This is a genomic window from Agromyces sp. NPDC055520, from assembly GCF_053619715.1.
Genome location: NZ_JBSHJY010000001.1, coordinates 124,028 through 148,255, shown reverse-complemented (window position 1 = coordinate 148,255; position 24,228 = coordinate 124,028). Strand labels below are relative to the sequence as shown.

The window sequence follows — 24,228 nt, the reverse complement described above, 5'->3', positions numbered from 1 at the left end:
ATACAGAACTCGACTGATCATTCTTGCAGATTCCCCGCCGAAACGAGAATCGAACCGTGCCGGGCGTCCCACGAGTGGCATCGGAACGCCCGGCACCCGGAGATCAGGAGCCGGTGAGCGCCGGTCGGGCCGTTGACGACGGCTCCCCCGAACGCGCCGTCGCCAACCAGGCTTCGAGGCCAGCTGCGTCGATCGGGAGACCGCTCGAGAGCACGTCGTGCCCGGTCGCCGTCACCACGAGGTCGTCCTCGATGCGAACGCCGAGCCCGCGGAGCTCGGGCGGCACCGTCTCGTCGAACGCGTGGAAGTAGAGCCCGGGCTCGACCGTGAGCGCCATGCCGGGCTGCATCACGGCCCCCTGGTAGGCGGCGTAGCTCGACCCCGCGCAGTCGTGCACGTCGATGCCGAGGTGGTGCCCGACGCCGCACACGATGTAGCGGCGGTGCTGCTGCCCGTCGGGGGCGAGCGCCTCGTCGACGGAGACGGGGAGCATCCCCCAGTCGTGGAGGCCCCGCGCGATGACCTCCATGCTGGCGGCGTGGAAGTCGGACCACTGGCGGCCCGGCCCGACCGCGGCGAGCCCGGCCCGGTGCGACGCCTCGACGAGGTCGTGCACGGCGCGCTGCGCCGAGGTGAACGTGCCGCCGGCAGGGATGGTGCGCGTGACGTCGGCCGTGAACCCGGACGGCCGTTCGACGCCGACATCGAGCAGCAGCAGCTCCGCCGGGTCGATAGCGCCGTCGGCGCGGACCCAGTGCAGGATCGGCGCGTGGGCGCCGGACCCGACGATCGAGGCGTACCCCGGGCCGTTGCCGACCGCGCGCGCGTAGCGGTCGAAGGTGCCCTGCAGCCAGCGCTCGCCGCCCCATTCGATGGCCGAGGAGAGCTCGCGCGCCATCGCGGCGAACCCCTGCTCGGTCGAGGCGACGGCGGCCGCGAGCTCGGCGATCTCCCACTCGTCCTTGATCATCCGGAGCTCGGCGAGCACGCGCCGGAGCTCGGCCGAGCGCGGGTTCGCGGCGAGCGCGGCGGCTGCCGGCCCGACCGGCGTGGGCGCACCGGCGACGAGGGTGTCGTCGCGCAGCACGAGCTCCTCGATGCGGCGGGTGCGCACGTCGAGCGCCTCGGCGTACTCCGCGAGGCCCGGCATCGGCCCGACCCAGAGCTCGCCCCGGAGCGGGTCGGCGTGGAACCCGTCGTCGCCCGGCCGGAAGGGCGCGGGCAGGTACAGCGTGGCGTCGTGGCCGCCCGGCACGGACTCGATCACGAGCACCGCGTCTTCGATGCCGCAGCCGAGGAGCCAGAGGAAGTCGCTGTCGGCGCGGAACTCGAAGCTCGTGTCGTTCGCACGCACCGGCGCACGTCCGGCGGAGATGGCGATCGTGCGGCCGGGCAGTGCCTCGGCGAGGCGTGCGCGGTGGTGGTGCGCCGCGAGCGCGGCTCCCGACGGGATCACCGGCGTGCGATCCGGCGTGCCCCAGCCGCTGAGCATCGACTCGTTGAACCCCGGCGACTGCGCGAGCCGCGGCATCCGCGGGTCGCGCTCGGCGGGGGCGGGCATCGAGGATGCCGCGGCTCCCCCGCCGGCGGGCTGGTGGGTGTGGGTGTGCTCGGTCATTCGGATCCTTTCATCGGCACGGTCGGGTCATCGGCGCTGTCGGGAGCGCGGGGCGTGGGCCGAGCCGGCGACGCGCCGGTCGAGGGCGTCGAACAGGCGTCCGGCGACCTTTCCGGTGTGCAGCCCGTCGTGCTCGAACTCGTTGGTGATCCAGGCTTCGAGCCCGCCGACCCGTTCGACGGTGTCGAGCGAGAACGCGGCGTCGGCGTACATGTCGTCGAGGTAGACGACGGCCTCGACGGGCACCGCGTTCGCGGCGAGTCGGGCGTGGTCGTAGAGCTCGATCGGTCGCGCCGTCTCGGCGAGCCGTTCGACGCCCGCACGGAAGCCGCGGAGCGCCCGTACGACATCGAACATCCACGGGAAGACCATCTCGCCCGTGAAGAGCAGCGGCCGGGCGTCGGGCGCGAAGTCGGGGTTCGCGGCACGAGCCCGCTCGGCCGCCCAGGCGGTGGGGCCGGGGCCGTAGATGCTCTCCTGCAGGGCGATGAAGAGCGGATTGCGATCGAATGCGGTGAGCGCGCCGACGCTCGACAGGAACGTCTCGCTGAGGACGGTCTCGTCGGCGTCGGCGAAGGCCTCGTCGAACACCCAGTGCACCCGGTCGAACCCCGGCGCCATGCCGAAGTCGAAGCCGAGGGTCTGCAGGCGCTGCACGGTCAGTCGGTCGCCATCGGCCAGGCGCACGTCGCTCGCGTCGAGCAGGTCGGCGACCCGCGCGACCCGCGACGCGAGGTGCGGCAGCCGTTCGGCGAACCGGAGGTTCTTGGCCTGCACCCGTGGGAACGTGCGGGCGTAGACGGCGTCGGCGGAGGGGTCGAGGCTCGGCAGCCCGCCGGCGATGGCCGAGGCCGCGATCGCCTCGGGCGCGACCGAGAGATAGTGCAGCGTGAGGAAGCCGCCGTAGCTCTGGCCGAGCGTCCACCACTGCGCGCCCCCGTAGTGCGCGTGTCGCAGCGCCTCGAGGTCGCGCACGATCGAATCGGCGCGATGCAGCTCGAGGATCCTCGCAGATGCCTCGGCGCCGAGGCCCTCGAGCTGCCGGCCTTCGATCGGGGTCGACCGGCCGGTGCCGCGCTGGTCGGGCAGCACCACCCGGAATCGGGCGAGCGCCTCGGCGAGGAACCCGTCGCGCCCGAGCGGCCTCGGCGACTTGCCGCCGGGTCCGCCCTGCAGGTAGACGAGCACGGGCAGTTCCTCATCGCGGCGGGCGGCGTCGACGAGCTCGCGGGCGAAGACGCGGATCGTCGGCCCTTCGGGGTCGGCCCAGTCGAGCGGCACGTCGAGCCACAGCTCGCGCGCCGCGACATCCGACCCGATCGGGTACCAGCGCGCGCTCATCGGGCCGCCGTCCGCACCCGCGAGTCGAGCAGCGCGTACGTCGTGTCGACGACGAGGTTGGAGATGACGACGAAGACGCCGCCGAGGAGCACGATCGCGATCACCACCGGTCTATCCTGCATCGCCACCGCGGTCACCGCGAGGCTGCCGACGCCGAGCAGGCCGAAGACCTGCTCGATCACGATGACGCCGCCGAGCATGAGCCCGATGTCGATGCCGAGCTGGGTGACGAGCGGCGGCATCGCGCTGCGGAACGCGTGCACGTACGTCACGCGGCGTTCGTCGACGCCCTTCGCCCGAGCGGTGCGGATGTAGTCCTGCCCGAGCACCTCGAGCATCTGGCCCCGTGTCAGCCGCGCGTACACCGCTGCGACGACGAGCGCGAGCGTGAGCCACGGCAGGAGGAGATGCCAGGCCCACTGGAGCGGACTCTCGCCGAACGGCACGTAGCCGCTCGGCGGGAACAGCATGAAGCCGAGCTTCGTCGGAACGAAGTACAGGAGATAGAGCGCGAGCATGCCGAGCACGAAGGTCGGGAAGCTGATGCCGACGATCGCGAAGCCCTGGCCGAGCCGGTCGCGCACGGATCCCGGGTGCTTCGCCGAGACGATGCCGATGGGGATGCCGATCGCGAGCCAGAACACCATGCCGCCGAAGACGAGCGACATCGTCACCGGGATGCGGGAGACGACGAGCTCGGAGACCGGCATGCTCGAGCGATACGAGTAGCCGAGGTCGCCCTGCAACAGGTTGCCGATGAAGGTCGCGTACTGCTCGGCGATCGGGCGGTCGAGCCCGAGGTTCGAGCGGATCTGAGCCATGAGCTCCTCGGTCGCCTTGTCGCCCGCGATGATGCGCGCCGGGTCGGACGGCGAGACGTAGAACAGCATGAAGACGAACACGCTGAGGAGGAACAGCACGAGCACGCCGAAGGCGATGCGGGAGAGGATGAATCGGGTCATGCGCGCTTGCCCTTCGAGACGGCGGCGGGATCGAGGGCGTCGCGGAGCCCGTCGCCGAGCAGGTTGAACGCGAGGGTCAGTGCGAGCAGGGCGCCGCCCGGCACGACGACCATCCACCACGCCACGAGGTAGAGCGAGCCGTTCGCGGCGTCCGCGAGCATGTTGCCCCAGCTGGGCGTGGGCGGCACGATACCGAGGCCGAGGAACGAGAGCGTCGCCTCGAACACGATCGCCGCCGGGATCATGAGGGTCGTGTAGACGATGATCGGCACGACCAGGTTGGGCAGGATGTCGCGGAACATGATCGAGGTGCGCGAGGCGCCGAGCGAACGCGCCGCCTCGACGAACTCCCGGTGGCGGAGCGCCAGCACCTGACCGCGGATGACGCGGGCGAGGCCCGTCCAGCTGAAGAACACGATCACCGCGATCGACAGGCTGAGGCTCGGCCCGAGCACCGAGACGAGCGCGATCGCGCAGAGCAGGAACGGAACGCTCATGACGAGGTCCATGGTGCGGCTGAGCACGGTGTCGACGATGCCGCCCGAGAATCCGGAGATCGTGCCGATCGCGATGCCGATGACCGACGCCACGATCGAGGCGAGCACGCCCACGAGGAGCGAGACCTGCGCCCCGTAGGCGAGCCTTACGAGCACGTCGCGGCCGAGCTGGTCCGTGCCGAGCAGGAACTCGGAGTTGGGCCCCACCGGGATGCCCTCGGGTGTGAGCCCGGTCTCGCGGAACTGCTCGGTCGGACCGTGACCCGTCCAGGCGGCGACGAGCGGGGCGCAGAGCGCGAACGCGATGATCAGGAGGATCGCGATCAGGGAGGCGATGCTCGCCGGATCGCGCAGCAGCCGGGTGAGCGTGAGCCGGCCGGAGCCGCGCGCCTGCACCTCGGTCGAGGCGCGCGCCGCGGCTGCGGGGGTCTTCGGCATGAGACTCACGAGGCGACCTCCACGGCGAGGCGATCGGCGCGTGCGCCGACGGATTCCGTCAACGGCAGCAGTCGCCGATCGCGCGGCTCCCGCGGGATCTCGGGCGCCGCCGCGGCCAGGAGGCGCCGCGTGAAGGGCTGCTGCGGATCGTTCCAGACCTGATCGGCGGTGCCGAGCTCGACGATGCGCCCGCCCTCCATCACGGCGATGCGATCGCAGACGTGGCGCACGACCGCGAGGTCGTGCGAGATGAACAGGTAGGTGAGGCCGAGCCGGCGCTGCAGCTCGTCGAGGAGGTTCAGCACCTGCGCCTGGATCGACACGTCGAGCGCGGAGACCGGCTCGTCGAGGATCACGAGCTCGGGATTCAGGGCGAGCGCCCGCGCGATGCCGATGCGCTGCCGCTGCCCGCCCGAGAACTGCGAGGGGAAGCGGTTGTAGTGCTCGGGGTTCAGTCCGACGAGCTCCATGAGCTCCTGCACCTTCGCCCGCCGTTCGGCGCCGCTCGCCAGCCGATGGATGCGGAACGGGTCGCCGATGATCGACCCGACGCGGCGTCGCGGGTTCAGCGAGCCGAACGGGTCCTGGAAGACGAGCTGCACGCGCCGCCGGAGGTCTCGCCACTGCGCGCGGTCGAGGTTCGTGGTGGGGGCGCCGTCGAACTCGACGGTACCCGCCGTCGGCGCGACGAGCCCGGCGATGGCGCGGGCGAGCGTGGTCTTGCCGCACCCGCTCTCGCCGACGAGACCGAGCGTCTCGCCCCGCCGCACCTCCAGCGAGATGTCGTCGAGCACGACGCGCGGTTCGCCCCGTCGCTGGGGGAAGGTCAGGCGCAGGCCGTCGACGGTCACGATGGCGTCGTCGCGGCTCGCGATCAGGCTCGGCGGTGGGAGCACCGGTGGTTCCGGCTCGACCGGCGTCGACTCGAGCCAGCACGCCGCCTCGGTGCCGTCGTCGTAGCGACGCACGGGCGGCTTCGTGGTGCAGATCGACGTCGCATCGGGGCAGCGGTCGCGGAACGCGCAGCCCTCGGGCGGTGCGAGCAGGCTCGGCGGGCGGCCGCCGATCGGCACGAGCGGCGTGCCCGGCTCCCGGTTGAACGAGGAGGAGCGGAGGAGCCCCGCGGTATAGGGGTGGGCGGGACCGCAGAGCACGGCATCGGCGGCCCCGAGTTCCATGCGACGACCGCCGTACATGACCATGACCCGGTCGGCGACGCGGGAGAGCACGCCGAGGTCGTGACTGATCATGAGCACGGTCGTGCCGAACTCGCTGCGCATCTCGCCCAGCAGGTCGAGGATCTGCGCCTGCACCGTCGAGTCGAGCGCGGTGGTCGGCTCGTCGGCGATGATGAGCGCCGGGCCGAGCGAGAGGCCCATCGCGATCATGACGCGCTGTCGCATTCCGCCCGAGAACTGGTGCGGGTAGGCGTCGAAACGCGCCGCGGCATCCGGAATGCGAACCCGGTCGAGCAGTTCGATCGCGCGCGCCTTCGCCGCCGCGGCGCTGACCTTCTCGTGCGCCTGGATCTGCTCGACGATCTGCCAGCCCACGGTGTACTGCGGATGCAGGCTCGAGAGCGGATCCTGGAAGATCATGCTGATCTCCCGCCCGCGCACCGAACGGAGCTGCTCGGGCGCGAGCGAGAGCAGGTCGCGGTCGCGGAAGAGCACCGAGCCGCTGGTGCGCGCGCCGGGCACGAGGCCCATGATCGACTGCACCATGACGGACTTGCCGGAGCCGGATTCACCGACGACGCCGAAGAACTCGCCCTCGTTGACGGAGAAGGAGACGTGCTGCACCGCGTGCACCGTGCCGTCTTCGGTGCGGATGTCGACGGCGAGGTCGCGCACGTCGAGGAGGATCGTCATTGGGGGTCCCTCGATCTGACCCGGCGGCCGGCCGGAGCCGGCCGCCGGATGCTGGTGATACGGATGGCGCGGATGCCTACTTCGTGAGCCAGACGTTCGTCCAGTCGCCGTTCTGGCTCTGGGCGTACGGCTCGAAGCCGCCGACGCGGGCCGAGTGGTAGTTCGGCTTGAGGCGGTACGCGATGCTGACGATCGGCGCGTCGGCCATGACGGCCTCGTCGACCTGGTGCCAGAGGTCGGCCGCCTCGTCGGGCGTCGCTGCGGCGAGGGCCTCTGCGGCGAGCTCGTTCGCGGCGTCACTGTTGAAGTCGACGTAGTTGTACGTCTGGGGGGTGCCGTCGAAGACGAACTGCGGCTGGAAGACGCTGCGCGCGGCGCCGCCCTGCCAGTCGGGAGACCAGCCGACGAGCGCGATGTCCCACGCGCCCGAGCTCGCGTTGTCGCGGTTGGTCATGAAGTTCGCGTAGTAGTCGGTGGGCGGCACCGGCGTGAGCTCGACGGTGATGCCGGCGCGCTCGAGGCTCGCCTGCACGGTCTGGGCGATGTCGGGCTGCGTGCCGACGTTGCGGTACGGCATCTTCAGGGTGAGGCCGTCGGGGTAGCCCGCCGCGGCGAGGAGTTCCTTCGCCTTCTCGGGGTCGCCCTTGCCGCCATCGGTCGCATACTCGTCGGATTCCTCGTAGCCGAGGATGCCGGGGCCGAAGATGCCGTTCGTGACGCCCGCGAGCTCGGAGCCGCCCATCGTCTGCACGACGGCCGCCTTGTCGACCGCGTACTGCAGCGCCTGGCGCACCTCGAGCTTCGTGAGCGCGCCGCCGTTGTTCGTCGAGGCCGTGTTCATCCACATGAACTGGTCGACGCCGCCGTTCTCCATGGTGGAGAACTTCTCGTCGTTCGCCGCCTTGAGCTGCTGGATGTTCGCCGGGCTCGGCGTGAGGTCGAAGAGCATGTCGGCCGAGCCGGCCTGCAGCTGCTGCATGGCGGCGTCGCCCTCGACGCCCATCGTCATCTCGATGCCGTCGACGTAGGCCTTGCGGAGCGGGTCGCTCTCGGGATCCCAGGCGGGGTTGCGCTCGAGCACGAGCTTCGCGTCGGGCGTGTACTCGGCCACCTGGTACGGGCCGGATGACACGAAAGCCCGACGGTACTCGGGCGAGTCGGGCAGCGCGTCGAGCGCTTCGATCGGCGCGGGGTCGGCCGCGTCGAGCGAGAGCATGAACGGGAAGTCGCTCGCGGGCTCCACGAGGGTGAACTCGATCGTGCGGTCGTCGGGCGTCCGGATGCCGGCGATCTCGTTGCCCTCGATGTACTCCTTCATCGGGCCGACCTCGGGCGCGACCGCGGCGAAGCCGGTGCAGAACTCGTCCATGCCGGCGATGAGGCCCTGGAAGTAGCCCGCGAGGGCACCCGAGATGTGCGGGTTGCAGAGGCGCTCGATGCCGCGGGAGACGTCGCCCGCGACGATCGGGCGCGCGCCGTCGGGTGCGCCCCAGGTGATGCCGTCGCGGAGCGTCACGGTGTACGTGAGGCCGTCGGCGCTCGGGGTGGGCACTTCTTCGACGAGGTCGGGCTGGAGCACGATGCGCTCGGCGGCATCATCGCTCGCCGCGTAGCTCAGCAGCGATCGCGAGACCGAGCGCATGACGCTGTAGGTCGGGACGTACGCGACGAGCTGCGGGTCGAGGTGGTCGACGTCGCCGTTCGCGAGCACCTTGAGCGTGCCGCCGGACTGCGGTTCACCGGTATCCGAGTCGGCGCCGGGTGAGGTCGTGCACGCGGTCAGCATGAGCGCCGTCGAGACGGCGAGCACCGCCGCGACGCGGGGAGTGGATCGAGCCATGAGTCACCTTTGAGTCATTCGCTGTCCGCATCGTCGGACGACAAGCGGATCGCCGTACTCGAGCGCTGCGCGCGGATTCCGCGCTCGTGGCGGCGGATCCATCGGCAGCTCGTCGGGGTCGTGGAGCTCCGAGCGAGTGGCAATATGTGACATATTACGCATTACCCGTACGATGTGTCCATGCCCGGCATCTTCGACTCGCTCCGTCTGCTCGACGGCCCCGCCATCGCCGAGCGCATCACCATGCGCCAGGCCATCGACGCCCTGCAGCAGGCCCTCCGCGGCGGGTTCGACCCCGACGACGATCCGGCACGCGCGATCGTCGACGTGCGGCACGGCCAGCTCCTGCTCATGCCGTCGGACCTCGGCGCCTACACCGGCCAGAAGCTCGCGACCGTGGCGCCGGCGAACCCGGCACGCGGTCTCGAACGCATCCAGGCGATCTACGTCGTGCTCGACGCCGAGACCCTCTCGCCGGTCGCCCTCCTCGACGGCACGGAGCTGACGAGTCTGCGTACCCCCGCCGTGTCGGCCGCCGCCGTCGACGTCGTCGCAGCTCCGGACGCGGCATCCCTCGTCGTGTTCGGCACCGGACCCCAGGGCGTGCGACACGTCGAGGCCATGCGCGCCATCCGTCCGATCGAACGCGTGCGGTTCGTCGGCCGAGACCGGGCGAAGGCCGAGCACGCCGCGAGCCTCGTCGCCGCGAGCGGTCTCGACGTGGCCGTCGGCAGTGCGGCGGATGTCGCGGACGCCGACCTCGTCGTCTGCGCCACCACCGCTCGCGAGCCGCTGTTCGACGCCGCGCTCGTGCGCGACGGCACCGCCGTCGTCGCCGTCGGCTCGCACGAACACGATGCTCGCGAGCTGCCGGGCGAGCTCCTCGGCCGCGCCCGCGTGATCGTGGAGTCGCGGCGGGTGGCACTCGCCGAGGCCGGCGACGTCATCCTCGCCATCGCCGAGGGGCAGCTCTCCCCCGACGCGCTCACCCCCATGGCACGACTGTTCGGAGGCGGCAGCCTCGAGGCATCCGCTCAGCCCGTCGTGGTCAAGACCTGCGGAATGGGCTGGCAGGATCTCGCGGTCGCCCAGCTCGCCCTGATGAACGAACGGAACGCATGATGCACTGGACGACCGAAGACTGGCACACCGCGGGCGAACCCTTCCGCATCGTGCTCGATGTTCCGACCGAGGGCGGCACCGTCGCCGCCCGCCGGGTCGCAGCCATGACGGGCGAAGCCGACGACGTGCGCCGGTTCCTCTGCCTCGAACCGCGCGGACACGACGACATGTACGGCGGGTTCATCACGCCGCCCGACGACGACGGCGCCGACTTCGGCGTGCTCTTCTGGCACAAGGACGGCTTCTCGACCGCCTGCGGGCACGGCACCATGGCGCTCGGCGCCTGGGCGGTGCACACGGGCAGGGTCGCCGCGCCCGACGACGGCGAGGCGCTCGTCACGATCGACGTGGCGAGCGGCCGCGTGCAGGCCCGAGTTCAGCGCAGTGCCGGCGTCACGACGGGCGTCGTCTTCCGCAACGTCCCGTCGCGGGTGCTCGCGACGGGGATCCCCCTCGCGACGAGTCGGGGCGACGTCGTCGTCGACCTCGTGTTCGGCGGTGCGGTGTACGCCACCCTGCCGGCCGCCTCACTCGGCCTCACCGTGACGCCTGCGGACACCACCGAGCTCATCCGGCTCGGCCGCGAGATCAAGTGGGCGCTGAACGACCACCCCGCTGCGCAGCTCGACGACGACCGCCTGTCGGGCGTCTACGGCACGATCCTCGTCGACGACCTCGGCCGCACCGCCGACGGCCCGTGGCAGCGCAACGTCACCGTCTTCGCCGACGGCGAGGTCGACCGGAGCCCCTGCGGCTCGGGCACCGCGTCTCGCGTCGCACTGCTCGCGCACACGGGCGAACTCGCCGACGGCGAGGTGCTCACGCACGACTCGATCATCGGCACGCGCTTCCTCGCGCGAGTCGCCGAGCGCACCGCCGACGGCGTCGTGCCGGAGGTCACCGGCCAGGCGTACCGCGTGGGCGCCTGCGAGTTCGAGCTCGATCCGGCCGACCCGCTCGCCGAGGGATTCAGCCTGCGCTGACGCTTCTCCCTCCTCGCCGAGGCCCCGTCGCCCCTGCCCGCCGCCATCGCCCGCCGCCATCGCCCGCGGCCAGACGCGCCTCGGCGCTTCGGCAGTTGCCGCCGGACCCCTCGGCCCGGGACTGCTCGCGTCGGGAACGCTCGGGTCGGTCATCCGGGAGATCCAGGCCGCACTGGCCGGCACGCGCTGACGGATGTCGCGTGGCCGGCGCTTCACCGGCCACGCGGCATCCGCTCGCTCAGAACTCGCCGGTGAGGTCTCCCCAGCCGTTCGACCGTCCCGCCTCGCTCCGGCGCTGCGGGACACCCCAGGGGTTGTCGTCGCGCAGCGCGGGCGGCAGCAGTGCCTCCGGCGCGTTCTGGTAGGCGACGCCGCGGAGGAACCGCGAGATCGCCGCCGTCCCGACGCTCGTGGCATCGGTCGTCGTGGCCGGGAACGGACCGCCGTGCTGCATCGCGGCGGTCACCGAGACGCCGGTCGGCCACCCGCCGAAGAGCACCCTGCCGCTCGTCTCGGCGAGCGCGTCGACGAGCTCGCCGAGCTGCCCCGCCTCGGCTTCCGTGGCATGCACGGTCGAGGTCAGGTTGCCGGGGAACAGCTCGCGATGGAGCTCGGGCAGCGCTGCGGCATCCGAATACCGCACGATCACCGACAGCGGGCCGAAGGACTCCTCGAGGAGCGCTTCGGGTTGCGCCAGCAGCCGCTCGACCGGCACCTCGACGACCGTCGGCGTCGCGAAGCGCTGGCCGTCGTCGTCGGCCCGCACTTCGCCGGCGGCGAGCACGGTGACGCCGTCGGCGCCGAGTACCGCCGCGCGGCGTTCTTCGAAGGCGCGGCCGATGCCGGGGTTCAGCAGACGGTGCTCGCCGACCGCCGCCGCAGCCTCGGCGAGCCCGCCGAGCTCGGCGCCCTCGGGCACGAACAAGAAGCCGGGCTTCGTGCAGAGCTGCCCGGCAGACCCCGCCACCGAGGCGAGGAAGCCCGTCAGCAGATCGGGCTCGGCGGCGACGGCTCCGGCGGTCGCGTAGACGGGGTTCACGCTGCCGAGCTCGCCGTAGAACGGGATCGGCCGGGGCCGGCTCGCCGCGATGTCGGCCAGGAGCCGGCCGACGTGGGTCGAACCCGTGAACGCACCCGCGCGGATGCGCTCGTCGTTCAAGAGTGCGACGCCGTTCTCTTGGCCCTCGATGAGCTGGAAGACGCCGTCGGGCATGCCGGCACCGGCAAGCGCCTCGATCACGATCTCGGCGGTGCGGCGCGAGAGCTCGGGGTGCCCCGAGTGCGCCTTGACCACGACGGGGCAGCCCGCTGCGAGCGCGGCCGCCGAGTCGCCGCCGGCGACCGAGAACGCGAAGGGGAAGTTCGACGCGGCGAAGTTCAGTACGGGGCCGAGCGGTTCGAGCACCCGGCGCACGTCGGGTCGCGGGCCGATGACGTACTCGGGGTCGGCCGCGTCGATGCGCGCGTCGAGGTAGGCGCCGTCGACGATCGTCTCGGCGAAGAGCCTGAGCTGGTTCGAGGTGCGGCGCACTTCGCCGGTAAGCCGCGGTTCGGCCAGGCCGGTCTCGCGCATCGCGATGGCGATGAGCTCTTGGGCGTGGGCGTCGAGCGCATCGGCGACGGCCACGAGCGCGGCCGCGCGGGCGCGCGGTTCGGTTGCGGCGAAGGGGCGCGCGGCGTCTGCGGCGCGCTGGGCGACGAGGTCGAGATCGGTTTCGGTGGTCATTGCTCGATTGTGCTCTCTCTGGTCGATGCGACGAGTCTGTTCAGAAGACGAAGCCCTCGGGGAAGGGATCGTCGTCGTCGAGGAAGTACTGCCCGAGCCCGGTCACCCAGGCACGGCCCGTGATCGTGGGCACGACGGCCGGCACGCCGCCGACGGTCGTCTCGCGCAGCAGCCGCCCGGTGAACTCGGTGCCGATGAACGACTCGTTGACGAAGTCGGTCTCGAGTGCGAGCTCGCCGCGAGCATACAGCTCGGCCATGCGTGCCGAGGTGCCGGTGCCGCACGGCGAGCGGTCGAACCACCCGGGATGGATGGCCATCGCGTGCCGCGATCGCACGGCGTCGGAGCCGGCCGCGATGAACTCGACGTGGTGCACATGGTTCGCGCCGTCGAGTTCAGGATGCCGCGGCGGAGCCGACGAGTTGATCGCCTCCATGATGGCGAGCCCCGCGGCGACGATGTCGTCTTGGCGAGCGCGATCGAACGGCAGCCCGACGGCGTCGAGCTCGACGAGGGCGTAGAAGTTGCCGCCGAAGGCGACCGAGTAGGGCACGTCACCGTAGCCCGGTACCTCGATCGAGGCATCCAGTCGTTCGACGAAACTGGGCACGTTTTCGATCGTGACCCGCTTCGCGCGACCGCCCTCGACCGCGACGCGCGCGATGACGAGACCGGCGGGCACGTCGAGCCTGATCTCGGTGACGGGTTCGACGACCTCGACCATGCCCGTCTCGACGAGCACGGTCGCGACGCCGATCGTGCCGTGGCCGCACATCGGCAGGAACCCGCTCGCCTCGATGAAGACGACGCCCCAGTCGGCGTCGTCGCGCGCGGGCGGCTGCAGCAGCGCGCCCGACATCGACGCGTGGCCGCGCGGCTCGTTCATGAGCAGGCCGCGCAGCCCGTCGAGGTGCTCCATGGCGTAGAGACGCCGATCGTTCATGGTGGCGCCGGGGATCCTGCCGACGCCGCCGGTGACGACGCGCGTCGGCATGCCCTCGGTGTGCGAGTCGACGGCCGAGATGACCCGACGCGCACGCATCAGGCGACCGCCGCCTGTCGCGCCGCAAGCGCCGCGAGCGCCCGCTCGGTGTCGGCGGTGACCTGAGCGTGCTGCTCGGCGCTCAGTGGGCCGCGCGGAGGGCGGGTCGCGCCGCCGTACGAGTTGCCGCAGATGTCCATCGAGAGCTTGATGGCCTGCACGAACTCGGTGCGGGTGTCCCACCGGAACACGGCGACGAGTTGCTCGTAGAGGTCGCGGGCCTCGTGCCACTTGCCGTCGGTGAGCAGGTTGTAGAGCTCGACCGCCTCCCTCGGGAAGGCGTTCGGGTAGCCGGCGAACCAGCCGACGGCCCCGTTGACCATCATCTCGAAGAGCACGTCGTCGGCACCGGCGATGACGTCGATGTCGCAGAGTTCCTTGATCTCGTAGACCCGGCGCACGTCGCCCGAGAACTCCTTGATCGCGACGACCTCGGGGATCTCGGCGAGCTTCGCCACGAGCGAGGGCACGAGGTCGACCTTGGTGTCGAAGGGGTTGTTGTAGGCCATGATCGGCAGGCCCGCCTTCGCGACCTCTTCGAAGTGCGCGATGACCTCGCCTTCGTTTGCGCGGTAGAGCGTGGGCGGCAGCAGCAGCACGCCGTCGGCGCCGTCTTCGCGTGCGAGCTCTGCCCACACGCGCGCCTGGTGGCTGCCGACGCCGTGCGTCCCTGCGATCACGATGCCACGACCGTCGACGGCCTCGACGGCGACCTGGATGACCTTGCGGCGCTCCTCGTCGGTGAGCGAGGAGTACTCGCCGAGCGAGCCGTTGGGGCCGACCCCGCGGCATCCGTTGCTCATCAGGAAGTCGACGTGCTCGGCGAACCGGTCGTAGTCGACCGCGAGTCCGGCGGGCGCCGAGGCGTCTTCCTTGAAGGCGAGCGTCGTGGCGACGACGACGCCGCCGAGGTCCATGGTGCTGGTCATCTGATCTTCCGTTTCTCTGCGCTGAGTCTGCACTCTTCTGCCCTGTTCCGCTGGTGCGGATAAGTAATATGTCACATATTACAGTGGAGGATCGATGAGGGCAACCGCGACCTCGCCGAGCCGCACCGGTGCGAGCACGGGGCGGCGATCGAACCCCTCGGTCCAGCCCGCGACCGAGCCCCCGGCCGTGCCGCGTGCCGCTCCCCCCGCCTCCGCGACGATCGCCTCGACGGCGCGCCCGCACGTGCGACCCTGACACGGGCCGAGCCCCGCCCTCGTCGCGAGCTTCATCGCCCGCAGCGGCACCCCCGCGTGATCGGCGATCGCGCGGCGGGTGACGTTCTCGCAGCGGCAGACGACGGTGTCGTCGTCGAGCCACGAGGTCCATCCGGGCCGGATGCCGTGGCCGCGCTCGAGCCGCGCCGCGAAGGCGCGCATGCGACGCCGCACGGCGAGCGGTCCGCGCATGCGGTCGTCGTCGAGCGACCCGCCGGCCGCCGCGAAGCCGGCCACGGCCCCCTCGGCGAGCGCCAGATCCGCGCCGCCGATGCCGGTGATCTCCCCCGCCGCGTACACGCCGGCGACGCTCGTGCGCTGCGCCTCGTCGACGACGACGAACCGCCCGCGGCGATCGCCCTCGACCGCGCAGCCCAGTGCGATCGCGACCTCGAGCCGCGGCGTGAACCCGTGCCCGAGCGCCACGGCGTCGCACACCACCTCGTGCTCGGTGCCGGCGATCGGGCGCCAGTCGGCATCGAGCCGGGCGATGACGACGCCCTCGACGCGCCCGTCGCCGAGCACGCGCACGACGGCGCTGCCGACGCGGTAGGGAATGCGGTGACGGGCCAGCGCGCCGACGTACTCGGCGAACTCGCCCGCCTTGCCCGCGAGCTGCCAGGGCTTCGGCGCCCAGCCGGCGGCGAGCGCTGAGATGCCGGATGCCTCGTGCACGCCGACGACCGTCGAGCCCGCGAGTGCGAGCGACTGCGCGACCGGCAGCAGGAACGGGCCGGCGCCGCCGACGACGGTGCGCCGCCCCACGGTGACGCCGTCTCGCTTCGCGAGGGCCTGCGCCGCGCCCGCGGTCGTGACGCCGGGCAGCGTCCACCCCGGCACCGGCAGTGCGAGGTCGTGCGCGCCGGTCGCGACGACCACGGCATCGGCGTCGATCTCGAGGTTCGTACGCCCCGAAGCATCCGCAGCCCCGACGACCGCTCGCAGCCGGAACCGGCCGTCGCCCGCCTCGACCGACCACACGCTCGCACCCGTATGCACCTCGGCGCGGTCGAGCACGCCGCGCAGCCGCTCGAACCGCGCCCATCCGTGCTGCAGGCGACGGTCGGTGAGCCGCTCGTGGTGGCGCCAGTACTGGCCGCCGAGCCGGCCGCCCTCGTCGAGCAGGGTGACCTCGGCCCCCGCGGCGAGCGCGGCCTGTGCCGCGGCGAGCCCGGCCGGTCCGCCGCCGAGCACCGCGACGCGCCTGGCGCGCGCCGCGCGCGCAGCGCGCGTCACGCGCGCACCTCGCGTTCGACGCGGTCACCGTCGACGGCCTCGCGCTGGCAGGCGCGCACGCCCTCGACACCGTTGACGGTCACGAGGCAGTCGTGGCAGACGCCGATGCCGCAGAACACGCCGCGATCGCCGGTCTGCGCGGTGCGCCACGCGGTGCGGCCGGCGCCGATGAGCACTCCGGCGATGGTCTGGCCGTCGCGGCCCTCGATCGGTTCGGCGTCGACGGTGATGCGGATCATGCGGTCTCCTGAAGGCTCGCCCGCCCCGGCAGGAACGGAGTCGGGTCGAGGGCGGTCGGGGTGCCGAGCACGGCGTGTGCGACGAGTTCGGCCGTCGCGGGCGCGAGCCCGATGCCGGCGCCCTCGTGACCCGACGCGTGCACGAGGCCCGCGATCTCGGGGTCGGTGCCGATGACCGGCAGGTGGTCGGGCGCGTACGGGCGGAATCCGAAATAGCTGCGCAGCAGCGTGGTCTCGGCGAGGAACGGGTACATGCGCACGGCTTTGGCCGCGATCGCCGCCGCCGGCGCGACGCCCGGCCGCTCGTCGAAGCCGACCCGCTCGCGGCTCGACCCGATCAGCACGGTGCCGCCCGGCGTCGACTCGACGACCGTCGAGGTCTGCAATGCCGCGTCGCCCGAACCGACGGCGCCGACGTAGTCGCTGTCGTACACCTTGTGGAAGATGCGCTGCGGCATCGGGGTCGTCACGAGGATCACGCCGCGGCGTGGCCGGATGTCGAGCCGCGCGCCGAGCCGCGCCGCCACATCGCCCGCCCACGGCCCCGCGCAGTTGACGACGACGTCGGCTTCGATGGGGCCGGCCGTCGTCGTCACACCGGTCAGGCGGCCGGGCGCAGTCGCCGAACCGAGCGCGCCGGTCACCTCGGCGATCACGAGCCGGGCACCGCCGCGCAGTGCCGTGGCGAGCAGCGCCTGGGTCGCCGTCGAGGGCTGCACCTGCGCGTCGTCGGGGTAGTGCACGGCGTGCTCGACCTCGCCCGACAGGAACGGCTCGGCGGAGGCGAGCGCCGCGACATCCATCGCCTCGGCCCTGATGCCGGTGGCGCGCTGAGCGCCGGCGAACCGTTCGAGGGCCACCTCGCCGCCGCCGAATGCGACGACGATGCCGCCCTTCGCCTCGAACTCCGTCGCGGGCTGCCCGGCCGGACGCTCGGCATCGAGGCGCGCGGCGAGCGCGCGCCACATGGCATTCGAGGCGACCGCCAGGTCGGCCTCGGCTCCCGGGGCCTTGTCGCTGACGAGCAGATTGCCTTCGCAGCGACTGGATGTCTCGCCGGCCACGCCGACCCGATCGATCACCACGACCTCGGCACCGCCCTCGACGAGCGCGAGTGCGCAGGCCGCCCCCACGATGCCCGACCCGATCACCGCGACGCGCACGATGCACCTCCCCGACGCCAGTCAACCACCGAGGTATGCCTCGATGATCCGCGGATCCTTCGCGAGCTCGGCGGCGGGCCCCTCGAGGGTGGCCCTGCCGGTCTCGACGACATAGGCGCGGTGCGCGATCTTCAGCGCGGCACGCGCGTTCTGCTCGACGAGCAGCACGGTCGTGCCGGTCGCGTTGACCGCGGCGATGATCTCCATGACCTGTTTGACGACGAGGGGCGCGAGTCCCATCGATGGTTCGTCGAGCAGCAGCAGCTTCGGCCCGCCGATCAGGGCACGGCCGATTGCGACCATCTGCTGCTCGCCGCCCGAGAGGGTGCCGCCCTGCTGCGTGCGTCGCTCCGCGAGGCGCGGCATCATGGCGTACACCTCGTCGAGCCGCGACGCGATCGCCTTCTGGTCGCGCACCGTGTAGCCGCCGAGCAGCAGGTTCTCGTGCACCGTCATGGTCGAGAAGATCCGTCGTCCCTCGGGGACGTGGATCAACCCCGCGGCGACGATGTCCGACGGCTTGGCGGTCGTGAGGTCCATGCCCTGCCAGTCGACCGTGCCCGAGCGCGGTCGCACGAGCCCCGAGAGCATGTTCATCGTCGTCGACTTGCCCGCGCCGTTGTTGCCGAGCAGGCACACGATCTCGCCCTCGCCGACCGTGAAGCTCAGCTCACGGAGCGCGTGCACGCGGCCGTAGACGACATCGGCGTTCGTCACCTCGAGTGCGGTCATGATGCGTCCTCGCTCTCGTCGACGCCGAGGTAGGCCTCGATCACGGCCGGGTCGCGCTTGACGGCCTCGGGCGTGCCGTCGGCGATCTCCTTGCCGTAGTTCAGCACCACGATGCGCTCGGCCAGTTGCATCACGAGTCCCATGTCGTGCTCGATGAGCACGACGGCGACCCCGAGGTCTCTGATCTTGCGGATGAGGCGCATGAGCGCCTGCTTCTCGTTGAAGTTCAGGCCGGCCGCGGGCTCGTCGAGCAGCAGCAGCTTGGGGCTCGTGGCGAGCGCCCGTGCGATCTCGACCCGGCGCTGCTCGCCGTACGGCAACTGCGTGACGTAGAGGTTCTCGTCGTCTTCGAAGCCGACGAAGTCGAGCCAGCCGCGCGCCTCGCGCACGCACGCCGCCTCGGCCCGGCGGTAGCCGGGCGTGTGCAGCAGGGTCGCCCAGAACCCCTCGCGCAGATTCGCGTGCATCGCGGTGGTGACGTTCTCGAGCACCGAGAGCTCGCGGAACAGGCGCAGGTTCTGGAAGGTGCGCGCCATGCCCCACTTCGTCACTCGCGACGGCAGCACCCGGTAGAAGCCGAAGCTCTGCAGCAGGTTCACGAGCCTGAGGCTGCGCCAGACGCCCGGCACGCTCTGCACGATCGCCTTGCCGTCGAAGACGACCGAACCGGCGGTCGGCAGGTAGAAGCCCGAGATGCAGTTGAACGCGCTCGTCTTGCCGGCGCCGTTCGGGCCGATGACGGCGAGGATCTCGCCCTCGCGCACCTCGAAGCTGAGCCCGTCGACGGCCGTGACGCCGCCGAACTGCAGCCTGAGGTCGCGAACTTCGAGCAGGGCGCTCATTCGCGGTCTCCTTCGTGTGCGTCGGTCGAGGGGATGCCGTCGACCGACTCCATGACGCTCGCCGGCACGGGCGTCGCCTCGGTGAACGCGGGTGCGGTCGGCCGGTGACGCTTGAGCCACGGCAGCACGGCGGTGGCCGGCCAGAGACCCGACGGCCGGAACAGCATGACCACGACGAGCAGCACCCCGAAGATGAGGTACCGCCACTCGGCGAAGTCGCGCAGCAGCTCGGGCGCGAGCGACACGAACAGGGCGCCGATGATCACACCGGGCGTCGACCCCATGCCGCCGAGCACGACGGCCATGAGGATGAGCGCCGAGTAGAGGAACTGGAAGCTGTTCGGGCTGATCGCCGACAGGTGGGTAGCCATCAGTTGGCCCGCCATGCCCGCCCAGACCGCGCCGATGATGTACGCCGAGATCTTGGCGACATAGGTGTTGATGCCCATCGCCTCGGCGGCGTCCTCGTCATCGCGCACGGCCTTCCACGCGCGGCCGAGCCGGCCCTTCGCGAGGCGCCCGGCGCCGATGACGCCGACCGTGATCACGACGAGGGCGACGAAGTAGTAGAACACCACGCGCTCGGGGAAGTCGATGCCGAACAGCGAGAAGCCGTCGTCGAAGCTCCACGGCCCGAAGCTCCAGCTGGGGATGCCGTGGATGCCCGAGGGGCCGCCCGTGATCTTCAGGTTGTTGGCCGTGATGCGGATGATCTCGCCGAAACCGAGGGTCACGATCGCGAGGTAGTCGCTGCGCAGCCGCAGGGTCGGCGCGCCGATGACGACGCCGGCGGTGATGCACGCGACGATCGTCGCGATGAGCGCCGCCCACATGGGCCAGCCGAGCACCGTTGTGAAGATGCCCGAGACGTAGGCGCCCACCGCGAAGAACGCGATGTAGCCGAGGTCGAGGAGGCCGGCGTAGCCGACCACGACATTCAGCCCCATGGCGAGCATCACGTAGATGAGCGCACTCGTGGCGATCGACATCGTGTAGCGCGAGGCATCCATGAATGGAAGCATCGCGACGACCAGCACGGCGACGACGCCGAGCGCCAGCATGAAGCCACGCTGTGAGGTGAAGACACCGCGCGGCGGCTGCGGCCGCGTGAAGAGCGGCGCCGGCGCACGCAGCGGCACGTGCTTCAGCGCATGATCGAGATCGCGTGCCATGTCACATCCTCTCCACGACGCGGGCGCCGAGCAGGCCCGTAGGCTTCAGCGTCAGGAACAGGATGAGGAAGCCGAACGAGAACACGTCGCGCCATTCGCCGCCGAACCAGGCCGAGCCGAACGACTCGAGCATGCCGAGCAGCACGCCGCCGAGCATGGCGCCGTAGAGGTTGCCGATGCCGCCGATGACGGCCGCGGTGAAGGCCTTCAGGCCGATGATGAACCCCATGAGGAAGTCGATCGAGCCGTAGTACGCCCCGGCCATGACGCCCGCGGCTCCCGCGAGTGCCGAGCCGATGAAGAAGACCATCGCGATCACCCGGTCGACGTTGACGCCCATGAGCTGGGCACCCGTCGGGTCGAGGGCGATCGCCCGCATCGCGCGGCCCTGCCGGGTGCGCTCGACGATGTGGGCGAGCACGAGCATGAGCGCTGCGGCGATGACGACGAGCACGATCTGCGATGCCGTGACGCGCATGCCGAGCACGTCGAACCCGCTCGACTCGAGCCGGATCGGGAACGCCTCGGGGTTGGGGCCGAAGATCTGGCGCACGCCGTACTCGAGCGTGAACGAGACGCCGATCGCCGTGATGAGCACCGCGAGCCGCGGACTCCTGCGAAGCGGGCGATACGCGATGCGTTCGATGCCGACGCCGATGAGACCCGTCGTGACCATCGAGAGCAGGAGGATCACGAGCAGCAGCGGAATCGAGGTCTCGTTCGAGATGCCGAACGCCGAGAGCGTGAAGAACCCGACGAACGCGCCGAGCATGTAGATGTCGCCGTGCGCGAAGTTCAAGAGCTTGATGATCCCGTAGACCATGCTGTAGCCGAGCGCGACGAGGGCGTAGAACGATCCGACGATGAGACCGTTCCAGATGAGCTGCATCATTGCAGAGGTGTCCTTCCGGCGACGAGTCGAGGCGGGGCCGGAGCCCCGCCCCGAAGCGTCAACCCTGCAGGTCGTCCTTGAGCACGAAGGTGCCGGTCGCCGGGTCGATGGCGACGATCACGAATCCGCCGCCCGACAGCGTGTGGGTGTCGGTGAAGGTGAGCGGCCCCGCGAAGGTGTCGAAGCCGTCGAGACCCTCGAGGCCCGCGACGACCGCGTCGAACTCGGTGCTGTCGGCATCGGTGATGGCCTGCGCCATCACGCGCACGGCGTCGTACGCCTGGGTGGAGTACGGCCCGGGCGGGTCGCCGGCGAGCTCTTCGTAGTCGGCGATCCACTCGTCGGCGCCCTCGATCATGTCGGGCGTCTGGGTGAAGGTGCCCACGACGTTCTCGGTGTAGCCCTCGCCCGCGATCTCGGCGAACTTGGCGTCGACCGAGCCGTCGGCGACGAGGAAGACGCCGTCGTACCCGGCGTCTTGCGACTGCCGGGCGATGAGGCCGCCCTCTTGGTAGTAGCCGGTCCAGTAGACGAGGTCGGGCTTCTGGCTCGCGAGCGTCGTCGCGACCGCGGAGTAGTCGTTCTCACCGGGGGTGATCGTCTCGTGCGAGACGACGGTCAGCCCGGCGGCTTCCGCCTGCTCGGTGAACGCGCCGGCGAGGTCGGCCGAGTAGCTCGTCGCGTCGTCGACCACGGCGACGTTCGTTGCGCCGATCTTCTCGGCGTAGGTCACGGCGGCCTCGGCCTGCTGGTCGCCGGTGCCGTTGATGAGGAAGACGCCGGGCAGGCCCTGGTCGACGAGTTCGTTCGAGTTCGCCGCCGGGATGACCATCGGTACGCCGGCTTCGTCGAAGATCGGCAGGGTGGGCAGCGTCGCGCCCGAGCAGTACCCGCCGACCGAGGCGACGACGCCTTCCGTGACGAGCTTGTTGGCGCCCGAGACCGCGGTCGTCGCGTCGCAGGCGTCGTCTTCGACGACGAGTTCGAGGTCGCGGCCGAGCAGGCCGCCGTCGGCGTTGATCTCGTTCACTGCGAGTTGGGCGCCGTTCTGCATGTAGACGCCGAAGGCCGACTCGCTGCCCGAGAAGGGTGCGAGCATTCCGAACTTGATGGGTCCGTCGTCGGTGGCCTCCGTGCCGCCGCCGGCGAGACCGCTCGAGCACCCAGCGGTCAGCGCGAGGACGCCGGCTGCGACGGCGACCTGGAGAAGGCGCCCGCGGCGCCGAGATCCGAACTGCATGTGACTCTCCTTCGAGTACAGTGCCTCATCGCCGAATGGCGATACGTGACATATTACTGCTCGGAGCGTCGTGCGCAAGCTCGTGCAGGCTCAGTCTTCGTGCTCGCCGCTCCAGATGCCGCCGACGTGCCCGATGTGCCGCTGCATCAACTCGGCCGCTGCATCGCCCTCGCCGTTGCGCAGCAACTGCACGAGCTCGGCATGCTCGAGCGCCGACTCGGTCAGCGCCCCCGTCTCGGCAAGCTCGACCAGCCCCGTCAGCCGGGTCTGCTGACGCAGTTCGCCGACGAGCGACACGAGGAACTGGTTGCCCGTCAGTTCGAGCAGGCTCAGGTGGAAGGCCGTGTCGGCCTCAAGATAGTCCTGGAACCGGCCCTCGTCGCCGGCCGTGACGATCTCTGCGGCGAGCCCGAGCAGCCGTTCGGCGGCGTCGTCGCTCACCTGCCCGGCGAGCTGATGCATCGGCGGCACCTCGAGCAGCAACCGCACCTCGCGCAGTTGCCGCAGCTCGCCGAGCGACACCTCGGTGACGCGGAACCCGCGATTGCGCATCGGGGCGAGGAAGCCCCGGCGAGCGAGGTTCAGCATCGCCTCGCGCACGGGTGTGGCGCTGACGCCGAACTCGGCAGCCAGCGTGGGCACGGTGAGCACGGTGCCCGGTTCGTACTCCCCGGCGACGATGCGCGACGACAGCGCGCGCTCGACCTGTTCGCGGAGGCTCACGACCTCGGCCAGCAGCGACGTGTCATTCATGACCGCTCCCCTGATGTGTCATGCACCACAGCGTAGTTGGATGCCTCGAAAATGGCGCTGCATGACCCGCGTGCCATCGCGGATCCGGCCTGCCGTGGCATGATGTGCGTGCACCGGCGACAGGGGCGGAACGGGGGCGCACCGCATGACGATCGACTTCGCACGATCGGCTCGCTCCACCGTGGGTCTCGAGTGGGAGATCGCCATCGTCGATCGCGCCACCGGCGAACTCGCCCCGCTCGCCGGAGCGGTGCTCGACGCGCTCGGAGCGGGCAGCATGGGCGCGCAGCATCCATTCATCACCTCTGAGCTCTTGACCAACACCGTCGAGCTCGTGAGCGGCGTGCACGAGCGCGTCGCGGGCGCCGTCGGCGACCTCGAGCGCCAGCTCGCCGAGGTGCGCGCCGTCATCGACGGGCTCGGCGACTACGAGCTGATCTGCGCGGGCACGCACCCGTTCAGCCAGTGGTACGACCAGGGGGTCACCGACAAGCCGCGCTATCACAAGCTCATCGAGCGCACCCGCTGGTGGGGGCGCAACATGATGATCTGGGGCGTGCACGTGCACGTCGGCATCGAAGACCGCCACAAGGCGCTGCCGATCCTCGACGGACTCGTCACGTACCTGCCCCACCTGCAGGCGCTCTCGGCGTCGAGTCCGTTCTGGACGGGCGTCGACACCGGCTACGCCTCGAACCGCGCCCTCATGTTCCAGCAGCTGCCGACCGCGGGGCTGCCCTACCAGCTCGCCGATTGGCCCGCCTACGAGCGCTTCGTCGACGACCTCGTGCGCACGGGCGTGATCGACGACCACAGCGAGGTGCGCTGGGACATCCGCCCCTCGCCGAAGTGGGGCACGATCGAGGTGCGCGTCTGCGACGGCGTCTCGACGGCCGCCGAGATCGCCGCGATCGGCGCCCTCGTGCAGTGCCTCGTCGAATGGATGTCGACCCGCCTCGACGCGGGCGACGCGCTCACGGTGCTGCAGCCCTGGTACGTGCGGGAGAACAAATGGCGCGCGGCCCGCTATGGCCTGGCCGCCGAGGTGATCACGGATGCCTCGGGCACCGAGCGTCCCGTCGCCGACGACCTGCTCGAGCTGCTGACGACCCTGTCGCCCTTCGCCGAGCGTCTCCGCTGCGCCGACGAGCTGCAGGGGGTGCGCGCCATGCTCGACTCCGGTGCGAGCTATGCCCGGCAGTTGCGCGTCGCCGAGGCCGCCGGCGGCGACCTCAGGGCCGTCGTCGCCCACCTCGCGCGCGAGCTGCGCGACGGGGTTCCGCAGGGCTGAGACGGTCGCCGGACCCATCGCCT

At 71.1% G+C, this 24,228-nt stretch carries 20 protein-coding genes and 2 pseudogenes; 3 read left to right on the top strand and 19 right to left on the bottom strand.

Translation table 11 applies throughout. From position 1 onward, the window contains the following. Positions 1-103 precede the first annotated feature (103 nt). The 7 genes and pseudogenes from ACWGST_RS00660 to ACWGST_RS00630 all read right to left on the bottom strand — a co-directional run bounded on the left by ACWGST_RS00660 (position 104) and on the right by ACWGST_RS00630 (position 8,567). Positions 104-1,618 carry an aminopeptidase P family protein gene (locus tag ACWGST_RS00660; protein ID WP_452044712.1) on the bottom strand — a complete coding sequence of 505 codons (1,515 nt, stop codon included), beginning with the start codon at positions 1,616-1,618 and terminating at the stop codon, positions 104-106. A gap of 27 nt (positions 1,619-1,645) precedes the next feature. Continuing rightward, on the bottom strand, positions 1,646-2,959 hold the full coding sequence (locus tag ACWGST_RS00655) for an alpha/beta fold hydrolase (RefSeq protein WP_452044711.1): 1,314 nt from the start codon (positions 2,957-2,959) through the stop codon (positions 1,646-1,648). Continuing rightward, entirely contained in the window at positions 2,956-3,921 is a 966-nt protein-coding gene (locus ACWGST_RS00650; RefSeq protein ID WP_452044710.1) for an ABC transporter permease, read from the bottom strand. Before ACWGST_RS00650 ends, ACWGST_RS00655 begins: the two co-directional genes overlap by 4 nt. Further along, entirely contained in the window at positions 3,918-4,856 is a 939-nt protein-coding gene (locus ACWGST_RS00645; RefSeq protein ID WP_452044894.1) for an ABC transporter permease, read from the bottom strand. The genes ACWGST_RS00650 and ACWGST_RS00645 overlap by 4 nt, the downstream gene beginning before the upstream one ends. A gap of 5 nt (positions 4,857-4,861) precedes the next feature. Next, a pseudogene (locus ACWGST_RS00640) lies at positions 4,862-5,663 on the bottom strand (ATP-binding cassette domain-containing protein); the annotation flags it as partial. A 131-nt stretch (positions 5,664-5,794) separates the two neighbouring features. After that, positions 5,795-6,727 (bottom strand): annotated as a pseudogene (locus ACWGST_RS00635) (ABC transporter ATP-binding protein); the annotation flags it as partial. A 76-nt stretch (positions 6,728-6,803) separates the two neighbouring features. Continuing rightward, on the bottom strand, positions 6,804-8,567 hold the full coding sequence (locus ACWGST_RS00630; RefSeq protein ID WP_452044709.1) for an ABC transporter substrate-binding protein: 1,764 nt from the start codon (positions 8,565-8,567) through the stop codon (positions 6,804-6,806). Positions 8,568-8,747: 180 nt separating this feature from the next. On the opposite strand from ACWGST_RS00630, the gene ACWGST_RS00625 reads away from it, so the two are divergent. Next, positions 8,748-9,689, top strand: coding sequence for an ornithine cyclodeaminase family protein (locus ACWGST_RS00625; protein WP_452044708.1), 942 nt, complete (start codon positions 8,748-8,750; stop codon positions 9,687-9,689). Continuing rightward, on the top strand, positions 9,686-10,672 hold the full coding sequence (locus ACWGST_RS00620) for a proline racemase family protein (protein ID WP_452044707.1): 987 nt from the start codon (positions 9,686-9,688) through the stop codon (positions 10,670-10,672). The genes ACWGST_RS00625 and ACWGST_RS00620 overlap by 4 nt, the downstream gene beginning before the upstream one ends. A gap of 238 nt (positions 10,673-10,910) precedes the next feature. On the opposite strand, the gene ACWGST_RS00615 is transcribed toward ACWGST_RS00620, so the two are convergent. From ACWGST_RS00615 to ACWGST_RS00560, 12 genes are all read right to left on the bottom strand, one after another. Then, a complete protein-coding gene (locus ACWGST_RS00615) occupies positions 10,911-12,398 on the bottom strand; it encodes an aldehyde dehydrogenase (NADP(+)) (protein WP_452044706.1) in 1,488 nt (495 codons plus the stop codon). 40 nt (positions 12,399-12,438) lie between these two features. After that, the gene (locus ACWGST_RS00610; protein ID WP_452044705.1) at positions 12,439-13,440 is read right to left on the bottom strand and encodes a proline racemase family protein; all 1,002 of its coding nucleotides are present in this window, start codon (positions 13,438-13,440) and stop codon (positions 12,439-12,441) included. Beyond that, positions 13,440-14,369 (bottom strand): dihydrodipicolinate synthase family protein, encoded by a 930-nt coding sequence (locus ACWGST_RS00605; protein WP_452044704.1) that lies wholly within the window; start codon positions 14,367-14,369, stop codon positions 13,440-13,442. Before ACWGST_RS00605 ends, ACWGST_RS00610 begins: the two co-directional genes overlap by 1 nt. Positions 14,370-14,447: 78 nt before the next feature. Continuing rightward, a complete protein-coding gene (locus ACWGST_RS00600) occupies positions 14,448-15,881 on the bottom strand; it encodes an FAD-dependent oxidoreductase (RefSeq protein WP_452044703.1) in 1,434 nt (477 codons plus the stop codon). Next, entirely contained in the window at positions 15,878-16,120 is a 243-nt protein-coding gene (locus ACWGST_RS00595) for a (2Fe-2S)-binding protein (RefSeq protein ID WP_452044702.1), read from the bottom strand. The genes ACWGST_RS00600 and ACWGST_RS00595 overlap by 4 nt, the downstream gene beginning before the upstream one ends. Then, positions 16,117-17,283: an NAD(P)/FAD-dependent oxidoreductase gene (locus ACWGST_RS00590; protein ID WP_452044701.1), complete on the bottom strand. Its 1,167-nt coding sequence runs from the start codon at positions 17,281-17,283 to the stop codon at positions 16,117-16,119. Before ACWGST_RS00590 ends, ACWGST_RS00595 begins: the two co-directional genes overlap by 4 nt. A 21-nt stretch (positions 17,284-17,304) precedes the next feature. Further along, positions 17,305-18,015, bottom strand: coding sequence for an ABC transporter ATP-binding protein (locus ACWGST_RS00585; RefSeq protein ID WP_452044700.1), 711 nt, complete (start codon positions 18,013-18,015; stop codon positions 17,305-17,307). Further along, positions 18,012-18,857: an ABC transporter ATP-binding protein gene (locus tag ACWGST_RS00580; RefSeq protein WP_452044699.1), complete on the bottom strand. Its 846-nt coding sequence runs from the start codon at positions 18,855-18,857 to the stop codon at positions 18,012-18,014. Before ACWGST_RS00580 ends, ACWGST_RS00585 begins: the two co-directional genes overlap by 4 nt. Beyond that, a complete protein-coding gene (locus ACWGST_RS00575; RefSeq protein WP_452044698.1) occupies positions 18,854-20,029 on the bottom strand; it encodes a branched-chain amino acid ABC transporter permease in 1,176 nt (391 codons plus the stop codon). The genes ACWGST_RS00580 and ACWGST_RS00575 overlap by 4 nt, the downstream gene beginning before the upstream one ends. A gap of 1 nt (position 20,030) precedes the next feature. After that, positions 20,031-20,921 carry a branched-chain amino acid ABC transporter permease gene (locus ACWGST_RS00570; RefSeq protein WP_452044697.1) on the bottom strand — a complete coding sequence of 297 codons (891 nt, stop codon included), beginning with the start codon at positions 20,919-20,921 and terminating at the stop codon, positions 20,031-20,033. Between the two features lie 58 nt (positions 20,922-20,979). After that, a complete protein-coding gene (locus ACWGST_RS00565; protein ID WP_452044696.1) occupies positions 20,980-22,161 on the bottom strand; it encodes a branched-chain amino acid ABC transporter substrate-binding protein in 1,182 nt (393 codons plus the stop codon). A gap of 90 nt (positions 22,162-22,251) precedes the next feature. Beyond that, positions 22,252-22,914 (bottom strand): GntR family transcriptional regulator, encoded by a 663-nt coding sequence (locus ACWGST_RS00560; protein ID WP_452044695.1) that lies wholly within the window; start codon positions 22,912-22,914, stop codon positions 22,252-22,254. Between the two features lie 145 nt (positions 22,915-23,059). Between ACWGST_RS00560 and ACWGST_RS00555 the strand changes: the two genes are divergently transcribed. Continuing rightward, positions 23,060-24,205 (top strand): glutamate--cysteine ligase, encoded by a 1,146-nt coding sequence (locus ACWGST_RS00555; RefSeq protein WP_452044694.1) that lies wholly within the window; start codon positions 23,060-23,062, stop codon positions 24,203-24,205. Positions 24,206-24,228: the final 23 nt, after the last annotated feature.